The organism is Sulfurisphaera sp., assembly GCF_059755235.1.
The window spans coordinates 30,344-52,444 of sequence record NZ_DBPRYF010000025.1 but is presented as its reverse complement, the minus strand read 5'-3'; the positions used below and the strand labels follow the sequence as shown (position 1 = coordinate 52,444).

Genomic DNA, 22,101 nt, shown 5'->3' with positions numbered 1-22,101 from the left:
ATTCTAATGAGAAATATAAACGTTCAGTTGAGTCACTGGGCGGACATAGATTCTTTGGAAGTAGAGCTTGTGGAAAGAAAAGGAACTGGACACCCAGATTATATAGCAGATTCTGCATCTGAAGAAGCTAGCAGAAAACTTTCACTATATTATTTAAAAAGATATGGAGCTATATTGCATCATAATTTAGATAAAACATTATTAGTTGGAGGTCAAGCATCACCTAGATTTAAAGGAGGAGAAGTCTTACAACCAATCTACATAATAGTTTCTGGGAGAGCAACTACAGAAGTAAAGACCGATTCTGGAGTTGAAAGCATCCCTGTTGGTACAATAATAATTGAAAGCGTAAAGGATTGGATTAAGCAAAACTTTAGGTATTTAGACCCTGAGAAACATGTAGTAGTAGACTATAAAATAGGAAAAGGCTCAACAGATTTAGTTGGAATTTTCGAAACTGCAAAGAAAACAGCACCACTATCTAATGATACAAGCTTTGGAGTAGGTTTTGCTCCTTATTCTAAGCTTGAAAACCTAGTATTTCAGACCGAAAGACTTCTAAATTCTAAGGAAGTAAAGGCTAAAATACCAGAAATAGGAGAAGATATAAAAGTTATGGGTTTAAGAAAAGGGAAGTCTATTGAATTAACCTTGGCAATGGCAATTATAAGTCAGTTGGTTAGTGATGCGAATCAATATGTAGCAATAAAGGAAGAAGCAAAGCAGTTAGTATTAGATTTGGCGTCAAAGATAGTTCCAGAGTATGATGTAAAGGTTAACATAAATACTGGAGACAAAATTGATAGGGGCATTGTTTACCTAACAGTAACTGGAACATCGGCAGAGCATGGAGATGATGGTATGACTGGTAGAGGAAATAGAGCTACTGGTTTGATTACTCCAATGAGACCAATGTCTTTAGAAGCAACTGCCGGTAAGAACCCAGTAAACCATGTTGGAAAAATATACAATATAGTTGCTAATCTTATCGCACAGAAAGTATCTTCAGAGGTCAAAGGAATCAAAAATGTTCAAGTAGAGATACTAGGGCAGATAGGAAGACCTATAGACGATCCACTGATAGCTAATGTACAAGTGAACTCTGAAAGCAGTACTGTAACTTCCGAAATGAAAAGAGAAATAGAAGGAATAACAGATGAGACTCTTGGTTCCATAATGAAAATATCTGATTTGATATTAGAAGGAAAAGTTACATTATTCTAGAACGATATTTTCTATATTCCTCAAATAATCTTTTAAGATCTACTTTTGAATCTACGTTTAGTTGCTTTTCTTTTTTAAGGATTTCGATGTCTCTGATAACGTCTTTATCTAGAAGAACATAATTATCAATTACTAAATCAACTATATTTTTATTTATTTTTTCATCTAGTAAATAAAGCTCATTGTTTTCTATTTTAAAATAAGGTAGCATTTTCGGTATTTCTATTGCTATTTCATCACCTTTAACTAATTTTTCTATAATTTTTCTCAATTTTTGTATCTCTATATCTTTGTTTTCCATTTCTTGTTTTAAAGAGTTAATAATTTTTGTGTTAATACTTATAATATTGTGTAATTCATAGACCCTTCTGTCCTTCTCTACTTCAATATTAATAGTACTTTTCATCTCGTTTATTTTCTTTTCAAGGTGATCCTTATATTGCAGTAACTGTTTAATGTATCTCCTTAATCTTTCGTTTTCCTTTTTATATTCTAATAAATCAGAATACTGAGAATTATTAACTGAAGTAACTTGCTTTGTCTCTACTATTTTTACACTTTCTTCTTTGTTGATAGTTGTAAAAATATCTTTTTCAAGTTCATGTTCTATACATTGATTTATTGTATTTCCATTTATCACACATTCAATTATTTTTTCTTCTTCTATATCCAAATCTAATCTCCCGAGGAATCCCTCTATTTGTCTTAGTTTATGGGAGAAATCAGAGTATGCTTTTAGTGCTGCTGATAAAGAATCTCTTATATGTGGACTATCTATTTTAAGGTTATGTTTCTCTGAAAATTTCTGTACTAATTGTATTTTTTCATCTATGTATAACGGTCTTTCCGGTTCATATATTTTGCATTTTATTTGAGCAGCAATTTTTCTTACAGTATCTGGAACAGGTGTCACATCGGTCGCAATAAGTATCGGTTTACCATTTTGTCTTATTACGTTTATTATATCTTCTCTGTCCATGTTCCTCTTGCTAGAAAAAAATACTGGATTGCCATAAACGTCTATTATAGATATACCTACTTCTATCCCTGGATCTATACCAACTATTATTGGTTTGTTAGAAGTAGTTTCTTTGTTAATAAACTTAATCTTACTTTTATATACCGGTTTTATATCAAGAACTAAATCATGTCCTTTCATTTTTTTTATTATTCCATTTAAGCTCTGTCTTGGAGCATAAACTACAAAAACTGCTTTTTCTATTCCAGCTTTCGTTCTTTTTATAGTATAATCATAGTCAAAGCCATTTTTATCCAATTTTTCTTTAATTTCTTTCATTACTCTTAATACCAGTCCTCTTATATGTCTTTTGTATCTGTTACTGCTCATTCCACCTGGGCCTAGAGCCCTCCCTCTTGATACAATAATTTTCGTCTTGTTTTCAATCGCTTTTATTGGCGTTCCAATTCCTTTTAGTGCAAGTAATGCTGACAAATATGCAGTCTTTAATGGACTAGGTTTACCTTGTACTTCAATACCATTATCTTTTGCAACTTCTCTTATGTCTTTGAATTGCCCATCTATATATGTAGTTTGAATTAGTTCTACATTATCTGGTAGTAATGAAATTATTTTTACTAATTGCTTTTCATTTGAGGCTAACTCATACACATTATCTGTTGCTAATTTATCAGGTTTTTTCTCCCAAATCAGTCTAATCAATTTTCCAATAGTTATGTTTTCGTATTTTTCAAGGATTTCTCCTTTATCATTAATCAATACAGTTGCGTAAGTAGGGGGTTCTGATGAATTAGGGCTTTTCCCAGGTTCTATGTCAATTCCTATGACAAGCATCATTTCCCCTTTATGTAATTTATTATATCATCCAAGCTTTTATAGATATCATATTTTTTATTGAAGTAATATATAATGTTAGTTAAATCTCTTAAAAGTAATTCTTCGTTGTTCTTCTGCCATTGAGGCCAATCTATTATATAGGCCTTTCCTTCTTCATTTACTATTACATTATACTCGCTCAAATCTCCATGTACAGTCTTGTCACAATAGTTATATGCTATCCTTATTGTAGATAAAATGTCTTGAAAAGTAGATTCTGGGTCTGAAAGATTAGCTCTATAGAGTTCATTTCCTTGTATATATTCCATAACAACAGTATTATATGCGATACCGTAAGGTTTAGGAACATTACCGTAATTATCTGATACGCATTTTAAGGCTTCATATTCTCTCTCTGCATTCTCCACTGTAAGTTTTATCCAATCTTCTTTATATCTAATTCCTCTAATCTTTCTAATGTTTTTATAACTAGTTTTACCCACTCTATGAAATTTAACAACTATTGTCTCATCTGAAAAGTTATATCCAAAATAGACATTGCTTTCTTTTCCTTCACCTATTATTATTCCTAGACTTTTTAAAACTTTGTTAGTATATAATTTTTTTATTGCTAATATATCTAAGCCACTGAATGTTAGTTTATATCCAAGTTCTCTTGTGACTTTATCTTTTGATAGTAACCTTAAATTATACAATTTTGTTAATGTCTCGTCTAATTCTCTATTCAGAAGACCTAGTTCTTCTAGTAACACCGAATACGGTATATAATCATACTTATTACTATTTTCATAAATCGTCTTTAAGGCCTTATAATCTAAAGGTCCTATAAGTGATGCTTTTTCTGCTAAAGTTAGAACTGTCATAATTCCTTTACGTATATTTTGAATTCAAGGTTTTATTCTTTATTGAAACTATTCTGCTTTTTCCAGGCAAGGATTTTGCTATATCATCTTGTAATATTTTTAATCCTTTTACTCTTAGTTTTTCCTGTAGGATTTTTAGAATTTTTTGGCTCAATTTGCTAGGATCTTCATCTCCGGGTTCAACTACAAAATATATGTCTAAGTTACTATACTTAACAACTACGTCCTCATTTCCAGTTATAACTTTAAAATCCTCTGTTATTCCAATAGATAACTGTAATTTTACATTATTAATGAAGTTTTTCTTTCCATACATCATAAAAGATCCTTTACTAAGATATTCTCCACTAGGTGGAGACTTACTAACTTGTTCTCCATAAACCCAAAAAACGTCTATCGCCCCCATATTAGTTTTCCAAGCTTTCGAATAACATGCGGCAATAGTCGCAGCATCTTTTATATCATCTTCACTGGGGATTTTTCCTTCAGTTTTTATTATAGTTGCAGGAGCTCCTTGTATATCAGCATGCAGGAATATATCTTTTTCTTCAAGCATCTTTCTTACTAGGCTTTCATTTTGGTCTACATCTCTACCCGCAACTATAAGAAATCCATTTCTTGTGAAGCTCCATCTATATTTTTCGTACCATTCCCTTTTTCTTAGCGATATTTTTATTTCTTCTGATCTTTCTTCAATCTGCTTGTCTAACTCTTGGAGTTTAGTTTCAAGGTTTACTAACGTTTCTTTAGCTTTCTTAGCTTTTTCATTAAACTCCTTTGCTATATCAAAGTATTTGGAAGAGTTCTTATATACTGATAATTTAGGATCAATTTCAATTTCTATTCCGTCCACGTTAATTTTAACGTTGTTCTTTCCATAATTTTTCTTTATTTCCTCTTCTATTTGACCGTAGTTAGAGATTATAAAATTGGCTACATCTCTATATTTTTTCTCCTCTTCTTCATATTTTTGTATTTCTTCTTTTACTTCTTGAATCGTCTTAAGAAGTTTCTTTTTTTCGTCCTCAAGTTTCTTGTCCGTCTCATTTTTGACAAGATTTTTTTCTTCATTAGTAAAGTATTCGTCAAGCGCATCATTATATGTAGGTTCTTCAATACAATTATCTGTTTTTACCGGAAGTACTGAAATACCAGGGATAAGACATTTATCAAACGTACCCTCCATAATTTTCTTCTCTAATTCATTTATTTTTTCTATTGCATTTTCAAGTTCCTCTTTATTGTTTACCTTAATTCCTAAAGCTTCTATTATTTCTTGTGGAGCTCCTATTATTCTTGATATATTCCCTTTCTTGATTAGCTTTTCAATTTCCTCTTCAGTTAGAGCTTGTGGTGAAGGTGGCACTCGATATTCAGAGTTAGGTTTTATTACTCTATCTTTGAACTCCTTATACTCAGTTGAAAATAATATTCTATTATTTTCGTCTGTGATAACGAGTAAGCCTCTAGGTAATAATTCTACATATATTCTTTTATCCCCCACGGTAATTCTTAATATTCTTTCTTTTCCGAGGATTTCTACATTGTTTATTACTCTATCTTTAACGTGCGTTCTTATAATTGTAATTTCGTTTGATATTTCCTTTTGCCTATCGTATTTTGTGAAATGAATTCTCTTCCCTGGCTCTATAACTAGATTTTTATCTCCATTTTTACAATGAAGTTTAAAGAAATATGCTTGTGTTCCACTTATCTTGTAGATATTATCTATTCTACACCCTTCTAACTCATTTTTATTTTCTGTAACCCATGCTAGTAAATCAAAGTATGACATTGAAGTTTTTTTATTCACTTTATTAACCCCTCACTTAATATCTACTTGTGCATAAAGAAGATAAAATCGTTGTTATAAGAGGAATAATAGGAGTTATAGCCGGAATCGTGTCTTTTCTATTTTTAAACAATGAAATGGTAGCATTTATCACTCCACTTATCTTTTACGGTATTTCTATAGTTTTCCTCTTTCTATATAGATTTGACGACTTTAGCAAATGGGATCTGTTTGGACGGGGTGTTTTAATACTCTTTTCTGCTTGGATTTTAATATTTTTAATACTATACAATGTATGATGCAATCGCAAAAATTTATTGTTGACGCGATGCTAGGCAAGCTTGCTAGATGGTTAAGAATTTTAGGCTATGACACATACTACTTTAGAGATATAGAAGACTGGAAAATAATTAAAATTGCTGAAGAAACAAAGAGAATTATAATAACTAGAGATAAAGGCCTATGTATAAGGGCTAGAAAAAAAGGATTAGAATGCTTTATGGTATTCCCAGATGAAGATCTGGTAGATATTCTTGCTAAATTATCACTAAAATACAAAATAGATTTGAGCGCAGATCCAAACTTTAGCCGTTGCACCGAATGTAATGGTATCTTAGAAAAAATTGATGATAATAAGTGGAGGTGCACTAAATGTGGAAAAGAGTATTGGAAAGGTTCTCATTGGAGAACGATAGAGGATACCCTTATTAAGGCCAGGAGTAAAGTTAGAAATAATGAGTCAAGAGCAGTTAGTAGCAATTGAAGAATTAAATGAGGAGTTAGGCAGGAAACTCGTAAAGATTGCCAGAGATTCAATAGCTATTAAACTGGGATTAAAAAAGATTAGCTTTGAAGATTATCTATCTTCCTATCAAGATGAAATATTAAATAAAAAGGGGTTAGCATTTGTTACCCTTGAAACTTATTATGGTTCATCAACATCTTTACGTGGATGCATAGGCTATGTTGAAGCAGTGGCTCCTTTAAAAGATATTGTCTCAAAAGCTGCAGTCGCAGCCGCTTTTTCAGACCCTAGATTTCCTCCACTTTCTAAAAATGAATTTGATAATATTGTGATTGAAGTTACAGTTCTAACAAAACCTCAAGAAATTTACGTTGAAAATAGATTGGATCTACCAAGGTATATAAAAGTGGGCGAAGACGGACTAATAGTCGAATATGGCATATTATATAGTGGATTACTTCTACCACAAGTGCCAATGGAGTATTGTTGGGATGAGGAAACATTTTTAGCGGAAACATGTATTAAAGCTGGATTAGAACCGGATTGTTGGTTAAATAAAAACGTGAAAATAAAGAAATTTCAAGGAATTATATTTAGAGAGATAAAACCATCTTCTGACAAGATTTCAGTAATTAGAACTAATCAAGTCAAGTGCAAGAAAGAAGAGCTTGCCTTATTATAACAGATACATTTTTATTTAACCGTGTTAATTAACAATATTAGCGTGAAAAGTATGGAAGAAGAATTTGCAGAACTTTTTACAGATGAGGTAAAACAAGCACTTGCAGATGCACTAAAAGATATGAAAAACCCAGTAGATGTATACGTTTTCATAGATTCTAATGATGCTCGTTGCAATTATTGTGAGGTAACAAAGAAATTTTTATTATTCATGAGCGATGCTGCTCCTAAAGATTCTGATGGTAAAAGTAAGCTAATAGTGCATATTGTAGATAGAGCCGATTCTAGCTCTTCTAAACTGTTCAATGAGTTTAATGTTCAAAGAATACCTACAGTAGCGTTTATGAAAGGATATTTAAGATGGACTGGTTCTCCTTTGGGAGAAGAGATAAGGGCTTTAGTTGAGACAGCTGTCAGACTATCTATGGGTGAAAGCGGATTAAGCCAAGAGACGATAAATGCAATTAAGGAGAAATTAAATGGTCAAGTAAAAATAGAGACAGTAGTTACTCCTTCTTGTCCATATTGTCCATATGCAGCTTTAATGGCTCATATGGTGGCTTATGAGGCTTGTAAAGCTGGAAAGTGTAATGTAATATCAGATGTTGTTGAAGCTTATGAAAACCAAGATATAGCAGAGAAATATCAAGTTATGAGTGTTCCTGCAGTTGCGATAAATGAATCTGTAGAATTTATAGGAGTCCCATACGAGGAACAGTTTATAAATACTATATTGGAGAAGCAAAAGTTATAACATAGGTCAATTTTTTATCGTATTATTTCTAATTAGGAGTTAATGAAAACTATAATTATCAAGTTAAGTGATGAAGAGTATAAGGAGATTGAGGAAAGAGCCAGAAAAGAAGGTTATGCTTTGGTCTCGGAGTATGTAAGAGCGATATTATTATTATCATCATCACCACAATCACCTTTATCATCCTCTTTAAACGTGAATGAGTTAGCATCTCAGATAAGTTCAAAGTTAGAGAGGAAGGTTCAAGATTTACTAAACCCATTTACTGCTCAGATAGAAGATCTTAAAAGGAAAACAGCCGAAATAATAGAAAAAATAGATGAGATAGAATCTAAACCTACGAGGAATATGAGTGAAGAGGAAGAGGAAAAAGAAGAGAAGAATCTAAGAAGAAATTTAGACCAATCTAAATTTGAACAACCTAGAAAAGAGGGAGAAAGGAAAACGGCTATGGACATTCTTAATGAACAAGGTGTAGTATTTGAATCAGAATTAAAACTTAGAAATACTGATGCATATTTTAGTAAATTAGAGCGTGAAGGTGCAAAGGTAATTTATTTGGAGAAGGAAAGAATAGCTATGTCCCAAGAATTCTATGACAATTTTGTAAGGAAGTTAAAAGAAATCAAAACCTCAGACCCTGAAGAAGCTGCAAGCAAATTAGATCCAAAGGAAGCTAAATTATTCAAGAAGCTGGTAGCAGAAGCATCTGTTATCTTTGATTCGGATGGAAAATATTGGAAGCTTCTAGCTTAAATTTTGGTAAGGTTACTCCTTTTTGTCCTTGATACTTACCTTGATATGGATGTTCTACTGGTGTTAATGTTCTAGCAAAGATCAAGTGGATGAATCTAGTCCCTGTTTTTAATTTTATTGGAAATGATGAGCCTACAACTTCTATAGTTACTTGACCTTCAAATCCTGCATCTACGATTGTTGGCGGGATGAAGAGACCTAAGCGCGCGAAAGACGACCTTAGGTTAACAAAGGCCATTACATCATCGGGTAATTTTACAAGTTCTTCTGTTGTTAGGAGTACATGTTCGTAAGGCTGAATAATGAACTCTTCTCCTTTCTCGATTTGAAAGAAAGAGGAGTCCGGGTTATCCGGGTCGAACACTCTATCAGTCTTTACAAAACGAGCTATTTCTTCTCCTACTCTTAAATCAACTCCGTTTTCTCTAACAGTATCTTCTTGTAAAGGGTCAATTTTTATCCAACCTTTCTCTAAGTAGTATCGTAAATCTCTATCTCCTAAAATCATATATTATTATATTGTGTAACTAAGCTTTTTAAGACAATTAGTCATAAACTTCAGCGTAACTCTGATTCCTCATCTTTCAGTTTGATGTTTATCATCATTGTATTATATGGTCAAAAGTATAAATATAAAAGCTCTATGAGAGAATTTAAAATTATGGAGTTTAAACTTATTGCTGAGTACTTTGATAAGTTAGAAAAAATATCTTCAAGGCTCCAACTTACTGCCTTACTTACAGATTTATTTAAGAAGTCAGACAAGAATGTAATTGATAAAGTTGTCTATTTAATTCAAGGCAAATTATGGCCAGATTTTCTTGGTTACCCTGAGATTGGTGTAGGAGAAAAATTGCTTATAAAAGCAATTTCTATTGCTACTGGAGTTAAAGAAGAAATGATTGAAGAACAGCTAAAAACAATAGGCGACTTAGGAGAAGTTGTGATGAGGCTTAAGAATACACAACAATCCAATTCTATTTTGAGCTTTTTAGGGGCTAAAACTTCCGAAGGTCTGACTGTAGAAGAAACATACGACGCATTAGCTAAGATTGCTCTAGCTTCAGGGGAAGGTAGTAGAGATATAAAGATAAGATCACTTGCTGGTTTATTAAAGAAAGCTACTCCAATAGAAGCAAAATATTTGGTAAGATTTGTAGATGGAAGATTGAGAGTTGGAATAGGAGATGCGACCATAATGGATGCCTTATCTACTGCATTTACTGGGAACACATCCTATAGACCGCTTATAGAAAGAGCGTATAATTTAAGGGCGGATTTAGGTAATATTGCTAAAGTAATAGCTGAACAAGGTATAGAATCGTTAAAAGGTATTAAGCCCGAAGTTGGAATTCCTATAAGGCCAATGTTAGCCGAAAGACTTAACGATCCTGCGGAAATTCTTGCCAAAGTTGGAGGAGAGGCACTTGTTGATTATAAGTATGATGGTGAGAGGGCACAAATACACAAAAAAAGTAATGAGATCCATATTTTTTCGAGAAGATTAGAAAATATAACTAATATGTACCCTGATGTAGTAGAATATGCGAAAGAATATGTGAATGCTAATGAAGTCATAATTGAAGGAGAAATTGTTGCAGTAGATCCAGAAAGTAATGAAATTAGGCCTTTTCAAGAACTTATGCATAGAAGAAGAAAAAATGATATAAATGAAGCAATGAAAGAGTATCCTGTAAATGTTTATCTGTTTGATCTAATGTTCTATGAGGGGGAAGATTATACCATAAAGCCTTTACCAGAAAGAAGAAAGAAATTAGAAGAAGTGCTCAAATCAAATGATAGACTTCATATAGCACATCATATTTATACTAATAATGTAGAGAAGCTGACTGAGTTCTTTTATGATGCGATAAGTAATGGTGGAGAAGGTGTTATGGTAAAATCAATATCCAAAGATTCCATTTATCAAGCAGGTTCTAGAGGTTTCTTATGGATAAAATTAAAGAGGGACTATCAAAGCCAAATGGCGGACAGCGTAGATTTAGTTGTAGTAGGAGCTTTTTATGGAAGAGGAAAAAGAGGAGGAAAGTTGAGCTCCCTCTTAATGGCAGCTTATGATCCAGAAACTGATACATTTAAAACAGTATGTAAAGTCGCAAGTGGATTTAGCGATGCTGAGTTAGATGAGTTACAAAAGAAACTAATGGAAATTAAGTTAGATAACAAAGATCCAAGGGTCGAGTCCGAATTAGAACCAGATATCTGGGTCGAACCTAAATATGTGGCAGAAATTATTGGAGCTGAAATAACTCTATCTCCACAGCATACTTGTTGTAAGGGGATGGTAACTAAAGAAGCTGGTCTGTCAATTAGATTCCCTAGGTTTATTAGATGGAGGGATGATAAAAGCATAGAAGATGCTACAACACCTAAAGAGATCTACGAAATGTACAAGATGAAACTAACAAAGAAAGAAGACAAACCAGCAGATGAAACGTGAATTATTGTATTAAATTTCATATACTCTTTTTACCACAATAAAATAGTGTTCAATGTTTTAGATAACGGTGCAATTTTATTAGGCAAGAATTTTACTGTAGATGGGCATTTTAGGAGATTATTCAGAGTGATAACTCATTTTCATTCAGATCATTTGATTGATTTAGATAAGAGCATAAAAGAATGTAGCAGTATCATAGCAACTCCAATAACTTTAGATGCTGCTAATGTGCTAGGTTATTCTGTTCCAAAACATAAAAGAATAGATCTAGATTATGGTATTACATTAAACATAGATGGAGAGAAAATAAGATTAGAGCGAGCAGAACATATAATGGGTGCTTCTCAAGTAATTGTTAATAGTGAGGGGGAAGAAGTAGCATATACTGGAGATTTCAGAAACCCTGGAAAAGGAACTCCAATATTAAATCCAGATGTATTAATAATTGATGCAACATATGGAAATCCTCTTTATAAAAGACAATTTAAGGAAGAATCTGAGATACTTCTTTCAGATTATATTAAAGATGCCGTGCTTCAAGGCCCTGTAAGAATATATGCTTATTATGGCAAGATCCAAGAAGTAATGAAAATATTACGGCAATACGGTGTTAAGGTTCCATATATTGTCTCTGGAAAAGTTAGCGACCTTACTAAGGTAGCTATAAAACATGGTATAAAGATCGAAGATGTGTTTGAGGAGAAAAGTCAAGAAGGAAGAGAGATAATCAAGGACGGAGTATATATTTCTTTCCATCATGCTACTGAATTTAAGAAAAGAGATAAGAATGCTACAAATTTTTTGTTAGATGGTTGGCAAATCTCAGAATTTATAAGAAAAATTGACCAAAAATCATATGTTTTAGGGTTTAGTAGTCATGCTGATTTTGAGGATACGATGTATTACATTGATAATACCACTGCTGATATCATTGTCATTGATGGAAGCAGAAGTAAATATGCAAGAGATCTAATTGAATATGCAAAAAAGCATTTCCCTAAAAAATCGTTCATTTTACTACCGTAGGTAAGAAATATTTTATATTACTAAATTTTCAGCGACTAATTTATTCTTTGAAAATCTATCTGGAGAAAAGATCGTTATTGCAGGGTCTTTTCTATCATCTGCAATAAGATCTGCCATTAGCTTACCTGAGTAAGGTGCAACCATCATTCCATGCCCGCTATAACCTGAATCTATATAAAGACCCTCTGGCCAATTCTCTCCATATCCCATAATGTGAGAATGGTCTGGTGTCATTTCGTAATAGCCGCTCCATCCTCTTAGGACTCCAATACCTTCAATTCTTTTTACTAGACTCTTTACTCTAGTAGCAAATTTGCTCATTTCTGAAAAAGAATTAGTAAATGGTAAGAATCCTCTTTCAATTTCAGTTTCTGTTCCTCCTATAATTTCACCTTTTAAAGTCTGAGAGAAATAGACTTCATTATCTATTATTAGTGGTTTAATAAAATATTTGATTGGTTCTGTGATAAATATTTCTTTTTCTCTCTGGTTCAATGTAATTAGGAAGCTTTACATTTTGTAAGAGTTTTCCACTCCAAGCCCCAGCTGTTATAACGATTTTATCTCCTTCAATAACTTTCCCAGAAGAAGTTTTTATCCCTTTTACCCTTCCGCTTCCTAGAAATATTTCAGTAACTTCGTCATAAAGAATTTTGTATTTATCCATTATTTCTATATAATAGCTGTACAATATATAATCATGATGAAACGAACCATCTTGAGGTGCAAAATAACATTCTCCATCATAAGTAAGGTAATCAAAATCTTTACATTTTATAAATCTACCTCCAACCCCTTGTCCCTTCCAAAAACTGTCTAGCTTTTTAAAAATCTCGATTTGCTTTTCATCTTTTAGTACCCATAAATAACCTGTATTATTTATTATAGAATTTAAATATAATTCTTTGGCTTGGGATTTAAGATAGGGTATTGCATTTTTTGCATAGTCGACATTTTCTTTGCTGTAAAAATGGTATCTATATCTAGCTGCATTTCTACTACTTGAACCATAGCCGATTCTTTTCATTTCTATCAATATAACATCTTTTACCCCTTTTTTCCTTAAGTGATAGGCGATACTTAATCCATGTGCCCCAGCTCCAATTATTAATATCATATAATCACCGGATAAAGTGGAGATCTAAAAGAAATTAACACATTATTCTTAGTTACACTACCAGCAAGATAGCTGCAAACTTTTCCTTGGCAATGTCCAGTTCCTAATCCAGTAACTCTTTTTATACTTTCTACGTCGCTAAACCCTAAATTCAAAGCAAACGATATGTCCTTCATATCCAAGTCTTCACACTCACAGACCATTCCATCTTCACTGTATAGATAAGGAGATTTTGTTTGTTCAATAGTTTCTTCACAGACTCCGGGGTCAAGTTCTCTGCAAGTATTTAAGTCTAGAGTATTATTGACACTCAGAATACTTAGAAAGTCATTACTAAGTCCTATGTTTCCTCCTATTACTCTTATTTTTTCATTGCTCTGGGGTTGGTAAATATGTAATGTTTTATTAAAGCTGTACTGCAAACCCAAGTTATATGTGATCTCTACTCTAGGCTGCTTTACTGTTGAAAATACTATAAGATCTCCATAATATTCTCCTTTATTTGTAACTACTTCTATTTTATCTTTTTCATTTTTTACATCCACGATATCTCCTTCTACTATTTGAATGTCTTTCTCCTTAGCCTTCTCTAAATAAAACTTCGAAAAGATAGGCTTTACTCCTTTAGGGAAAATTAATGTAGATTTTTCAGCGTTTAGAGCGGTTCTAAGAGAAGTATTAGTAAATCCTAGAACTATGATTTTATTATATTTCTTTTTTAGTTTTTTTAGATAAAGCTCTCTAGAGACAATTCCGGGTAAGTAATTCTTTCTAAATATCGGTCTTAATGTTCTTCCTCCTGACGCAACTATAATGTTTTCAGCATTGACTAACAAAAATTTACTATCAGTTTCAAAAAGGAGTCCTTCATCAAATTTTCCTACATATGTCCCCTTTATTATTTTATTTTCGAATTCTGTTATTTTTTCTTTGAGTTTTTTAATTACTTCGTTTCTCTCAATTTGAGGTAGAGGACTCTCATCATATTCTATGTCCCAAATAATTTCTTTAGATATTAGTAATGTTTCTTCGCCTAGTGATAAAATGCCTGCGGTTCCTCCACCTATTATAAGTTTTTTTACGTTTACTTTTTCGACAGTTTTATTTGCATTTTTGACTTTATCGTATCTATAAGGTAAATTCTGTAAATTGGATAATAAACTCGTAAATTTCCTAACGAATAAATTTCTATGAAATAACTTCACATTAAATGGAATCTTAAGTAGAGACGACTCCTTGTGCACTTCTTCTACTGTATTAATTCTTTTACCATTTAGTATAATTTCAACATTCGGTAAACCATGTTCAATGTAGCTTACTCCTATAATTCTTCTATGCCTTTTGCTGGTAACTGTTGAAATTTCCATATTTTTCTACTAATGTAATAATAGGCTTCCCATCCATTTTAACATTTATTATATTGAATAATTTAAGAATAGTCGGTGTTATATCAATAATCTTAGCATTAATGTAGCTTTTTCTGATTTTAACATTTTTGCTATAAGCAATAAGAACTCCATATAAATCATCCTTTCTAAAGTATCCGTGCTCTCCGGATGTCATACGATACTCTTTTACTTTTTCTATTACGTTTAAATCTTTTTTAGCTAAACTACTTATACCATAATTCTCTGTTATTCCAGTTATATTAATATCACCTTCTCTATCACCAGCTGGTGTCTCTTTTTCAACAATAGAGGTAAATATTCTTTCATTATTTTCTTCATCAGTTAGATTTTCTAAGTTTCTTACTATGTATCTCACAAGTTTAGGAAATTCTTTAGCATTAACAACACCGTACTTTTCTCTATTCTTTAGGTTTATTCTTATTTGACCTCCTCCACCATAATATGCTTTAGTTTTACTCCAATCAATTTCATCATTATCCTTTAGTTTTAGAACATTAATTTTTTCAAGGAATTTATTTATGTATACTCTTTTCTTTATTTTAGCTATTCCATGATCAGAACATACTAGAATTATATCTGCGTAATCTAATTGTGCTTTAACAAATTCATCCGCTAATTCATAACCCTTTACAATATAACTAAAGGCTTTTTCGTCATCTATCCCATACAATAAATGTTGTAGATTATCTACTATTGGTAAATAAGTTATACCAAAGTCCCAACTAGTATTTTCTAGCATGAAAATTGTATAATTTAAAAAGAATGAGTAAGCAAGTTCTACTGTTTTTATATACTCATCAAAATCAATAAGTCCTTTATTTAGAGAATGATAATCACCATCTAATACCATTCCGTGCTTATACACTACTTCATTCCACACTTTATCTTGTAACTCATTATTGTTACCCCATTTATAATTTAAAAAACTTATAGGAGTCATATAGATATCGTTCTCTCGCGCATGAAGAAAGGTTGTCCCTCTTATCTCCTCTTTTCCACAATTTCCATAAATGTCCAATGGTTCACTCCATTCTCCTTCTTCTAATTCTACTTCTTTTTCTCCGCTACTGCTCTGATATACTACTAGATACTTGGAATTTTTCTTTTCCACCAACCATACTTTATTCAATATTTTATTTTCACCTTCTATTATAAGCCTAGCATCACTACACTTTTTCATTTTGCTCTTGTATGGATCAAATAATGTTACATCTTTTAGTCCCCATTTATCTGGCAAGGCTTGAGGATTCGATGTTACAGTAACTTTGTATCCAGATTTAGCTAAATATACCCATATAGGGTCTGTTTTCAATCCATCACTACTGAAAGCTGTTAATGGGGAGGATAATGAACGTCCTTTTAAAAAAATCTTTGGAGCGGTGATACCATTATGTTCCGGTAAGTTTCCGGAGATTAATGATGCTAATGCAATAGGAGTAAGAGAAGGTAAAACAGATTCCAGTTTTCCATAGAAACCTGATTCTATAAGTCTATTTAGTGTAGGTAATTTTTCTTTTATTTGTTCCATAACTCTATATGACGCACCATCTATTACTATCAGCAAAATTTTCAAAGTTACTCACTATGTGTTTTTTTATTCATCTCATCATTGACTTTAGCCGGCATTATCAAATTTATATGATCTCTTTTAATATTTCCTTTTTTATCCACACTTATAGCAAACTCATAAAGGCCATTTATATTCTTAAATTTACCATAAATATCATATCTATCTTTAAACGATTGATAAAATTTTATTTCTAGGGAGTTGACATCAAAATCTCCAACTATTTTCCTTAATGTGGAAATAGTTAAGGGTATTATTTCCTCATCCATTGTAAACACCTAGTTCCTTTAATAAATTTAAAATCCCTCTCATATCATGTTCTTTTGCTTCATATATAATTTTCTTACCTTTTAGTGCTTTTGTAGTAGAGGGCCCTATGCTAATAATTTTCTCACAATCTTTTATAAAGTCTCTTACTAAACTTGCTATAAAAGAACTGGTCAGTACAATAAAATCTGTTTCACAGTTTTCAATAATCCTTTTAGCTTCATCCAACTTATCTCGCTTTACTTCTAACTTATAGTCTGCAACTTGTATTATGTTCAAAGAATTATCTATTGCTATTAAACTTCTAATCAGAACAGGGTTTTTAGATCTCTCTTTAATCATTCTTACTAGACTGCTAACTGTGTACTCTTCTGGTATATTTATTGTATCAAAACCTTTTTTCTTTAGTGCTTCGCCAGTAGCAATTCCTACAGAAAATATTTTCTTTCCTTGAATCTTATTAAAATCCTTAAAACATTCGACTGCGTTTATGCTAGTGAATCCAAGTGCATCTACGTTACTAAGATCGATACTATATGGTATACAAACTGGTTTTACTATTTCAATGTGAATAAAATTTGGGTTATTGGGAACAAAAGAACCTTCTGGTCTAAGAAACAATACCTTCATTCTTGATCTCCTCTAAAAACCTTTTTCCTAATTTTTCACCTGCCTGATGATCTTCTTCATTATAGTACTCTTCTATTGTGATTTTTTTATTTTCGATGGATGCACTCATAATTCCGTGTAGTTCCCCATTTAGTTTCTCAAAGTATACTCCAATTGGTGAATGACATCCCCCTCCAACAATACTTACAGCTTTTCTTTCGGCCAGAGCAACTTCTAACGTGTTATCATCATTGATTTCCTTGAATAATTGTTTTAATCTCCCGTCTTTTTTCTTTCCTATTACTACAATTATCCCTTGATTAGCTTCAGGTGTGAAAGAATCTAGGTCAAGTCTACTATAATGTATCTTTATCCCTAGTCTCATTATAGACGCTTCTGCAACTATTATTCCATTATATTGTTTGTCTAAATATTTTCTGATCCTAGTATCTATATTTCCTCTTAGATCCTTAATTTCTAAATCTTGTCTAAAGAATTTGAGAAAGTTCTTTCTTCTAATACTACTTGTTCCTATTACACTCCCTTTCTCTAAGTCAAAAAGACTCTTATCAGCAATTAATACATCATAAGGAGGATCTCTAGGCAACACTGCAAATATGTCAAGATCATCAAGCATTTCAGTAAGTATATCTTTCATGCTATGCACTGCTATATCAGCCCTATTTTCTAAAACTGCTTGGTTAACCTCTTTTTCAAAAACACCCTTACCCAGTTTATCTAAAGGTACGTTTTGAAAAAGATCTGCTTTTGTTTTAACTTCAACAAATTCTGTTTCTACTCCAATTTTTTTGAGAGCTTCTTCCACTTTCATTACTTGTATTCTACTGAGTTTACTACCTCTAGCTGCTATTCTTATCTTCAAAGCTCCGACACCACTTTTCTTAGAGCTTCAATAGTCAAATTGACAATTTCTGTGCTATGAGATGCTGATGTAAACAAAGTTTCAAATTGGCTTGGTGGAATAAAGACGCCTTGTTTTAATAGTCTTTCATGTATCTTTACATACAAATCTTTGTTTGCTAACCTAGCATCATCGGCATTATTTACCTTGTCCACACCTAAAAAGAATTGAGACATACTCTGAATATGATTTATAGTAAACTTGTAACCTTTTGAGGTTAAAACCTCGTTTATTCCATCTACCAATTCTTTTGTGGCTTTATTAGCAACCTCGTATGCATTTGTCGTTTCAAGTACCTCAATTGTCGCAATTCCAGCCGTCATACTAAGCGGGTTTGCGTTAAATGTTCCTGCATTAAATACTTTTCCAGCTGGTGTAAGATTATCCATTATATCTTTCTTTCCAGCTACTGCGCCTATTGGCAATCCACCACCAATTATTTTTCCCATTGTAGTAAGATCAGGGATAACACCAAAGTAACCTTGTGCACCACTTAGACCCAATCTGAATCCAGTTATTACCTCGTCAAATATTAGAAGTGTGTTATAGGTTTTTGTAAGCTCTCTTAATCCTCTAAGAAAATCCTTATCTGGCAAGATAACTCCCATATTTCCCATTACTGGTTCAACTATAATTCCGGCTATATCTTCATCCTTTAATTTCTTTTCTACGCAATCTAGCTCATTATATTTGCATATAACGATGGTATTGAGGATACTAGTTGGTATTCCCATGGAAATTGTAACATTATATTCTGATGCTGCGCTTCCCGCATTAACTAATGCATAATCATGTGCTCCGTGGTAATTTCCATCAAATTTAAGTATTTTTTCTCTTTTTGTGTAACCTCTAGCTAAACGAATTGCTAACATTGTAGCTTCTGTTCCACTGTTTACAAATCTTACTTTCTCAGCCGAAGGTACATGAGTTCTTATCTTTTTAGCTAGTTCTATCTCACTTCTACTTGGTGTACCATAGAGCCAGCCTTTTTCTATCTGTTCTATTATTTTCTTTTTAACGTGCTCATGAGCATGACCCAAAATTAGTGGTCCGTAACCTAAAACATAATCTATTAGTCTTTGACCATCTGTTGTATAGATAAACGCCCCTTCTCCTTTTTCAACATAAAACGGAAATGGTTTTACAGCAGCTCTTACAGGGCTATTTACTCCTCCGGCAAATAATTCTAAAGCCTCTTTCCAAAACTTTTCACTCAAAATGGAACACCTTCTTTTAACCATTCTGTTATCTCTTTTGCATAATACGTAATTATTATATCCGCTCCAGCTCTTTTTATTGCGTTAGTTATTTCTAACACTGCATTTTTTTCATCTATCCATCCATTTAATGCAGCAGCTTTTATCATGCTATACTCTCCACTAACATGATAAGCCGCTAACGGATATTGCGGAAAAGTTGTTTTTACTAATCTTATTATATCAAGATATGTGTGCGCAGGTTTTACCATTAGTATATCAGCTCCTTCTTCTATATCAAGTGAGACTTCTTTTATTGCTTCATATGCATTCCTAGGATCCATCTGGTATCCTCTTCTATCACCAAACGCAGGCTTTGAGTATGCCGCGTCTCTAAAAGGCGAATAAAATGTTGAAGCATACTTAACACTATAAGACATTATGCCTGTCTCTGTAAAACCGGATTCATCCAAAGCTTTTCTTATTGCTCCGACAACACCATCCATCATAGACGATGGTGCAATGATATCCGCACCTGCTTCGGCCTGACTTACTGCTATCATTGCATGCACTTTAAGGCTTTCGTCATTATCGATACAAGGTTTACCGTCTTTTTGTGTTATAATTCCACAATGTCCATGAGAAGTATATTCATCTGTGCATTCATCAGTAATAAGTAATATTTTGTCCCCAAAAGTCTGTCTCAATAATCTTAACGATTTTTGTATAACGCCATTTTTTGCATATGCTGAAGAGGCAAAATCGTCTTTATATGAGGGTATTCCAAAAAGTATAAAATTCTTAACTCCAGAATCATAGACTTCTTCTACAAATTTAATAAGGTGATCATTAATAGGATATCTGTTTACACCAGGCATACTATTTATTTTTTCTGGTTCATTTATGGTTTCCTTGACAAATATTGGTTGTATGAGATTTGAAGGAGTAAGTTGTGTTTCAGAAACAAGATCTCTTATGAGCTTATTTCTTCTCATTCTCCTTGGTCTTAGAGTTGGAAATGTTACCATTATTTAATATTTCGAAAGCTTGGTTAATGTAGTTTGCCATATCTTCATTTTTTCTAATGCTTTCAAAGACCGGAGAGAAGATTTTTTTGAGCATCGAGTTTGACATTTTATTAAGAATAATTTTTATCTCCTCTTTATCATCAATATGCTTGAGTATCTCCTCATAGGCTCTTTCTATCTCTTGTTCTCTAATATATTCAATTTTCTTCATAAAACTAGAAATTAATCTATTTTGATTATATTTGATTATTTCATTTTTGAAATTTTCTATCTCTTTGGGTATTAGTTCTTCAGCTTTTTTTAAACTAATTTTCTTGGTTTCTAGTACTTTTTCCGAAAGTGCCTTTAGATCGTCTAATGTTATGACGTTCTCTCCTTGAACAATTCTAGGAATAGATAAGTCAATAACTATCTTAGGGTTAGGTAGTTTTATCTTCTTATCGTAATAAATAGCCATAAAAACAATATCTTTTGAATTTATTTTATCAAAATCTAGTTTTTCAGCTTTATAGCCATATTTTCTGGCTATTTCTTCAGCTCTCTCATAAGTTCTATTAAATATAGTAACATTTTTTGCACCTTCATTATGCAACATCAATGCTAGTTTACTTCCTATCTCTCCGGCTCCTACGATAGCTATTTGGGGAGTAGTGAGAGTACCTACTTTATGCTTTACATAATCTATAGCTAAGGCATAAACACCAGTTTTTCCTTTAGATATCTCAGTTTCTTTCCTTATTTTTCTTCCAACTTTAATCGCATTCTCAAACAAAAAACCAAGTTTTTCATTACTTAATCCCAGTTTTTTGCTTTTCTCAATACTTTCTTTGAGTTGTCTAAGTATTTCATATTCTCCTATAGCTAGAGAATCCAGACCAGATGCTACTTCAAACAGATGTTTCACTGCATTTTCTCCTTTTAGTATAAGCGCATCATTTGAGATAGACTTACCATGTACCTCATTAAGTTTTTCAAGGAATTTAGATAGCTCTTCTCTATCATTAAGGTAAAGATATGTCTCTGCTCTATTACAGGTTTGGAGTATCGCTATCTCGCCATCTATAAGTCCTTTAAACGACTCCAATTCTTGGTCTTTTACATAATGTTCATATAGTTTACTAATTCCTATAGTCTTGTATGTGTAAATTATAGAGGCATAATTGTTTATATCTATGAACTCCTTATTCATTTATTATCACCTTTGCTCTATCTAACGCTAACTCTAATTTTCCTTCTTTTATATAATTTCTAAATATTTCATCATTAAATATTTTACTATAATATGAAAATCTCTGAGACGGATCTTTAATATTATGCTTTAACAAGTCTTTTACATGTCCCATAGCCATAACTAACTCATAAGTATCTTCGGTAAGTATCTTTTCTTGAATTAATTCAAGCATATACTTTGAAGTCAAGCTAGATTTTCCAAAAGTAGTTATTGCTATCGATAGTTTATCATCAGAATAGTAAATAGGGACTATAAAATTAGAGTCTTCTGGGTTCGTTGGATTATTACAAAGCTTTCTTTGATTTTTAGCTAATTCGCAAAGTTTATTATTTAGTTCTTTATCATTTGTAGCCGTAACTATTACGTCAAATTTTGATAAAAAATCAACAGTAAGATTTTTTGCATCTTCTTTTATTAATGTAATTTTATCTTTGTTCTTAATTAAATCTTCAGAAAATGAAAGACTGATAACTGTTATATTGGACCCATGATTAGCAAAACTTAGTGCTCTTTTTGTTCCTACCTTACCCCCTCCTACAACAAGAACCTTAAGATCCTTAACATTAATAAATAGTGGTACAAAGTTGTGAGTGTCCACAAATATCATTATAAAAATATCAAATTTAAAAGCTATGTA

The 22,101-nt window shown here is 32.2% G+C and carries 21 protein-coding genes and 1 pseudogene; 8 read left to right on the top strand and 14 right to left on the bottom strand.

Translation table 11 applies throughout. The features are described 5' to 3' along the window. Positions 1–6: 6 nt before the first annotated feature. Positions 7–1,224, top strand: coding sequence for a methionine adenosyltransferase (locus AC3OCB_RS02985; protein WP_498340711.1), 1,218 nt, complete (start codon positions 7–9; stop codon positions 1,222–1,224). Here the strand turns inward: AC3OCB_RS02985 and AC3OCB_RS02980 are convergent. From AC3OCB_RS02980 to rqcH, 3 genes are read right to left on the bottom strand one after another with little or no spacing between them, the layout of a single operon-like run. Then, positions 1,211–3,040 carry a DUF460 domain-containing protein gene (locus AC3OCB_RS02980; protein WP_498340709.1) on the bottom strand — a complete coding sequence of 610 codons (1,830 nt, stop codon included), beginning with the start codon at positions 3,038–3,040 and terminating at the stop codon, positions 1,211–1,213. The two genes, AC3OCB_RS02985 and AC3OCB_RS02980, sit on opposite strands and share 14 nt — an antisense overlap. Continuing rightward, the gene (locus AC3OCB_RS02975) at positions 3,037–3,903 is read right to left on the bottom strand and encodes an RIO1 family regulatory kinase/ATPase domain-containing protein (protein WP_498340707.1); all 867 of its coding nucleotides are present in this window, start codon (positions 3,901–3,903) and stop codon (positions 3,037–3,039) included. The genes AC3OCB_RS02980 and AC3OCB_RS02975 overlap by 4 nt, the downstream gene beginning before the upstream one ends. Before the next feature lie 7 nt (positions 3,904–3,910). Beyond that, on the bottom strand, positions 3,911–5,716 hold the full coding sequence (gene rqcH / locus AC3OCB_RS02970; protein WP_498340706.1) for a ribosome rescue protein RqcH: 1,806 nt from the start codon (positions 5,714–5,716) through the stop codon (positions 3,911–3,913). A gap of 29 nt (positions 5,717–5,745) precedes the next feature. Between rqcH and AC3OCB_RS02965 the strand changes: the two genes are divergently transcribed. From AC3OCB_RS02965 to AC3OCB_RS02945, 5 genes are read left to right on the top strand one after another with little or no spacing between them, the layout of a single operon-like run. Then, complete coding sequence (locus tag AC3OCB_RS02965; protein ID WP_498340704.1) at positions 5,746–5,994, top strand: hypothetical protein; 249 nt, start codon at positions 5,746–5,748, stop codon at positions 5,992–5,994. Then, on the top strand, positions 5,994–6,458 hold the full coding sequence (locus AC3OCB_RS02960) for a Mut7-C RNAse domain-containing protein (protein WP_498340702.1): 465 nt from the start codon (positions 5,994–5,996) through the stop codon (positions 6,456–6,458). Before AC3OCB_RS02965 ends, AC3OCB_RS02960 begins: the two co-directional genes overlap by 1 nt. Beyond that, positions 6,430–7,122 (top strand): TIGR00296 family protein, encoded by a 693-nt coding sequence (locus AC3OCB_RS02955; protein ID WP_498340701.1) that lies wholly within the window; start codon positions 6,430–6,432, stop codon positions 7,120–7,122. The genes AC3OCB_RS02960 and AC3OCB_RS02955 overlap by 29 nt, the downstream gene beginning before the upstream one ends. Positions 7,123–7,173: 51 nt before the next feature. Beyond that, positions 7,174–7,875 (top strand): protein disulfide oxidoreductase, encoded by a 702-nt coding sequence (pdo, locus tag AC3OCB_RS02950; RefSeq protein WP_498340700.1) that lies wholly within the window; start codon positions 7,174–7,176, stop codon positions 7,873–7,875. A gap of 42 nt (positions 7,876–7,917) precedes the next feature. Continuing rightward, on the top strand, positions 7,918–8,631 hold the full coding sequence (locus tag AC3OCB_RS02945) for a hypothetical protein (protein WP_498340698.1): 714 nt from the start codon (positions 7,918–7,920) through the stop codon (positions 8,629–8,631). Here the strand turns inward: AC3OCB_RS02945 and dcd are convergent. Beyond that, a complete protein-coding gene (gene dcd / locus AC3OCB_RS02940; protein WP_498340697.1) occupies positions 8,588–9,139 on the bottom strand; it encodes a dCTP deaminase in 552 nt (183 codons plus the stop codon). The two genes, AC3OCB_RS02945 and dcd, sit on opposite strands and share 44 nt — an antisense overlap. A 153-nt stretch (positions 9,140–9,292) precedes the next feature. On the opposite strand from dcd, the gene AC3OCB_RS02935 reads away from it, so the two are divergent. Further along, on the top strand, positions 9,293–11,092 hold the full coding sequence (locus tag AC3OCB_RS02935) for an ATP-dependent DNA ligase (protein ID WP_498340696.1): 1,800 nt from the start codon (positions 9,293–9,295) through the stop codon (positions 11,090–11,092). Positions 11,093–11,137: 45 nt separating this feature from the next. After that, positions 11,138–12,118, top strand: coding sequence for an MBL fold metallo-hydrolase (locus AC3OCB_RS02930; RefSeq protein ID WP_498340695.1), 981 nt, complete (start codon positions 11,138–11,140; stop codon positions 12,116–12,118). 12 nt (positions 12,119–12,130) lie between these two features. On the opposite strand, the pseudogene AC3OCB_RS02925 reads toward AC3OCB_RS02930, so the two are convergent. The 10 genes and pseudogenes from AC3OCB_RS02925 to AC3OCB_RS02880 all read right to left on the bottom strand — a co-directional run bounded on the left by AC3OCB_RS02925 (position 12,131) and on the right by AC3OCB_RS02880 (position 22,071). After that, positions 12,131–13,235 (bottom strand): annotated as a pseudogene (locus tag AC3OCB_RS02925) (NAD(P)/FAD-dependent oxidoreductase). Next, entirely contained in the window at positions 13,232–14,602 is a 1,371-nt protein-coding gene (locus AC3OCB_RS02920) for a (2Fe-2S)-binding protein (protein ID WP_498340694.1), read from the bottom strand. Before AC3OCB_RS02920 ends, AC3OCB_RS02925 begins: the two are co-directional and overlap by 4 nt. Next, complete coding sequence (locus tag AC3OCB_RS02915; RefSeq protein WP_498340693.1) at positions 14,568–16,217, bottom strand: alkaline phosphatase family protein; 1,650 nt, start codon at positions 16,215–16,217, stop codon at positions 14,568–14,570. Before AC3OCB_RS02915 ends, AC3OCB_RS02920 begins: the two co-directional genes overlap by 35 nt. Positions 16,218–16,219: 2 nt before the next feature. Continuing rightward, on the bottom strand, positions 16,220–16,480 hold the full coding sequence (locus AC3OCB_RS02910) for a hypothetical protein (protein WP_498340691.1): 261 nt from the start codon (positions 16,478–16,480) through the stop codon (positions 16,220–16,222). Next, positions 16,473–17,108, bottom strand: coding sequence for a uroporphyrinogen-III synthase (locus AC3OCB_RS02905; RefSeq protein WP_498340690.1), 636 nt, complete (start codon positions 17,106–17,108; stop codon positions 16,473–16,475). The genes AC3OCB_RS02910 and AC3OCB_RS02905 overlap by 8 nt, the downstream gene beginning before the upstream one ends. Further along, a complete protein-coding gene (gene hemC, locus AC3OCB_RS02900) occupies positions 17,089–17,970 on the bottom strand; it encodes a hydroxymethylbilane synthase (RefSeq protein WP_498340689.1) in 882 nt (293 codons plus the stop codon). Before hemC ends, AC3OCB_RS02905 begins: the two co-directional genes overlap by 20 nt. Then, positions 17,967–19,250 (bottom strand): glutamate-1-semialdehyde 2,1-aminomutase, encoded by a 1,284-nt coding sequence (gene hemL, locus AC3OCB_RS02895; RefSeq protein WP_498340688.1) that lies wholly within the window; start codon positions 19,248–19,250, stop codon positions 17,967–17,969. Before hemL ends, hemC begins: the two co-directional genes overlap by 4 nt. Then, entirely contained in the window at positions 19,223–20,233 is a 1,011-nt protein-coding gene (hemB, locus tag AC3OCB_RS02890) for a porphobilinogen synthase (RefSeq protein ID WP_498340687.1), read from the bottom strand. The genes hemL and hemB overlap by 28 nt, the downstream gene beginning before the upstream one ends. After that, positions 20,187–21,422, bottom strand: a complete 1,236-nt coding sequence (locus AC3OCB_RS02885) for a glutamyl-tRNA reductase (RefSeq protein WP_498340686.1) — start codon at positions 21,420–21,422, stop codon at positions 20,187–20,189. The genes hemB and AC3OCB_RS02885 overlap by 47 nt, the downstream gene beginning before the upstream one ends. Continuing rightward, positions 21,415–22,071, bottom strand: a complete 657-nt coding sequence (locus tag AC3OCB_RS02880; protein WP_498340685.1) for a precorrin-2 dehydrogenase/sirohydrochlorin ferrochelatase family protein — start codon at positions 22,069–22,071, stop codon at positions 21,415–21,417. Before AC3OCB_RS02880 ends, AC3OCB_RS02885 begins: the two co-directional genes overlap by 8 nt. Positions 22,072–22,101: the final 30 nt, after the last annotated feature.

What these genes read in the sequence shown, in the direction of transcription:
- AC3OCB_RS02935 (WP_498340696.1), top strand. Translation starts at nt 9,293, where the DNA reads ATGGAGTTTAAACTTATTGCTGAGTACTTTGATAAGTTAGAAAAAATA.
- AC3OCB_RS02960 (WP_498340702.1), top strand. Translation starts at nt 5,994, where the DNA reads ATGCAATCGCAAAAATTTATTGTTGACGCGATGCTAGGCAAGCTTGCT.
- hemB (WP_498340687.1), bottom strand. Translation starts at nt 20,233, where the DNA reads ATGGTAACATTTCCAACTCTAAGACCAAGGAGAATGAGAAGAAATAAG.
- pdo (WP_498340700.1), top strand. Translation starts at nt 7,174, where the DNA reads ATGGAAGAAGAATTTGCAGAACTTTTTACAGATGAGGTAAAACAAGCA.
- dcd (WP_498340697.1), bottom strand. Translation starts at nt 9,139, where the DNA reads ATGATTTTAGGAGATAGAGATTTACGATACTACTTAGAGAAAGGTTGG.
- AC3OCB_RS02985 (WP_498340711.1), top strand. Translation starts at nt 7, where the DNA reads ATGAGAAATATAAACGTTCAGTTGAGTCACTGGGCGGACATAGATTCT.
- hemL (WP_498340688.1), bottom strand. Translation starts at nt 19,250, where the DNA reads ATGGTTAAAAGAAGGTGTTCCATTTTGAGTGAAAAGTTTTGGAAAGAG.
- AC3OCB_RS02980 (WP_498340709.1), bottom strand. Translation starts at nt 3,040, where the DNA reads ATGATGCTTGTCATAGGAATTGACATAGAACCTGGGAAAAGCCCTAAT.
- AC3OCB_RS02880 (WP_498340685.1), bottom strand. Translation starts at nt 22,071, where the DNA reads ATGATATTTGTGGACACTCACAACTTTGTACCACTATTTATTAATGTT.
- AC3OCB_RS02885 (WP_498340686.1), bottom strand. Translation starts at nt 21,422, where the DNA reads ATGAATAAGGAGTTCATAGATATAAACAATTATGCCTCTATAATTTAC.
- AC3OCB_RS02975 (WP_498340707.1), bottom strand. Translation starts at nt 3,903, where the DNA reads ATGACAGTTCTAACTTTAGCAGAAAAAGCATCACTTATAGGACCTTTA.
- AC3OCB_RS02920 (WP_498340694.1), bottom strand. Translation starts at nt 14,602, where the DNA reads ATGGAAATTTCAACAGTTACCAGCAAAAGGCATAGAAGAATTATAGGA.
- AC3OCB_RS02910 (WP_498340691.1), bottom strand. Translation starts at nt 16,480, where the DNA reads ATGGATGAGGAAATAATACCCTTAACTATTTCCACATTAAGGAAAATA.
- AC3OCB_RS02955 (WP_498340701.1), top strand. Translation starts at nt 6,430, where the DNA reads ATGAGTCAAGAGCAGTTAGTAGCAATTGAAGAATTAAATGAGGAGTTA.
- AC3OCB_RS02945 (WP_498340698.1), top strand. Translation starts at nt 7,918, where the DNA reads ATGAAAACTATAATTATCAAGTTAAGTGATGAAGAGTATAAGGAGATT.
- AC3OCB_RS02905 (WP_498340690.1), bottom strand. Translation starts at nt 17,108, where the DNA reads ATGAAGGTATTGTTTCTTAGACCAGAAGGTTCTTTTGTTCCCAATAAC.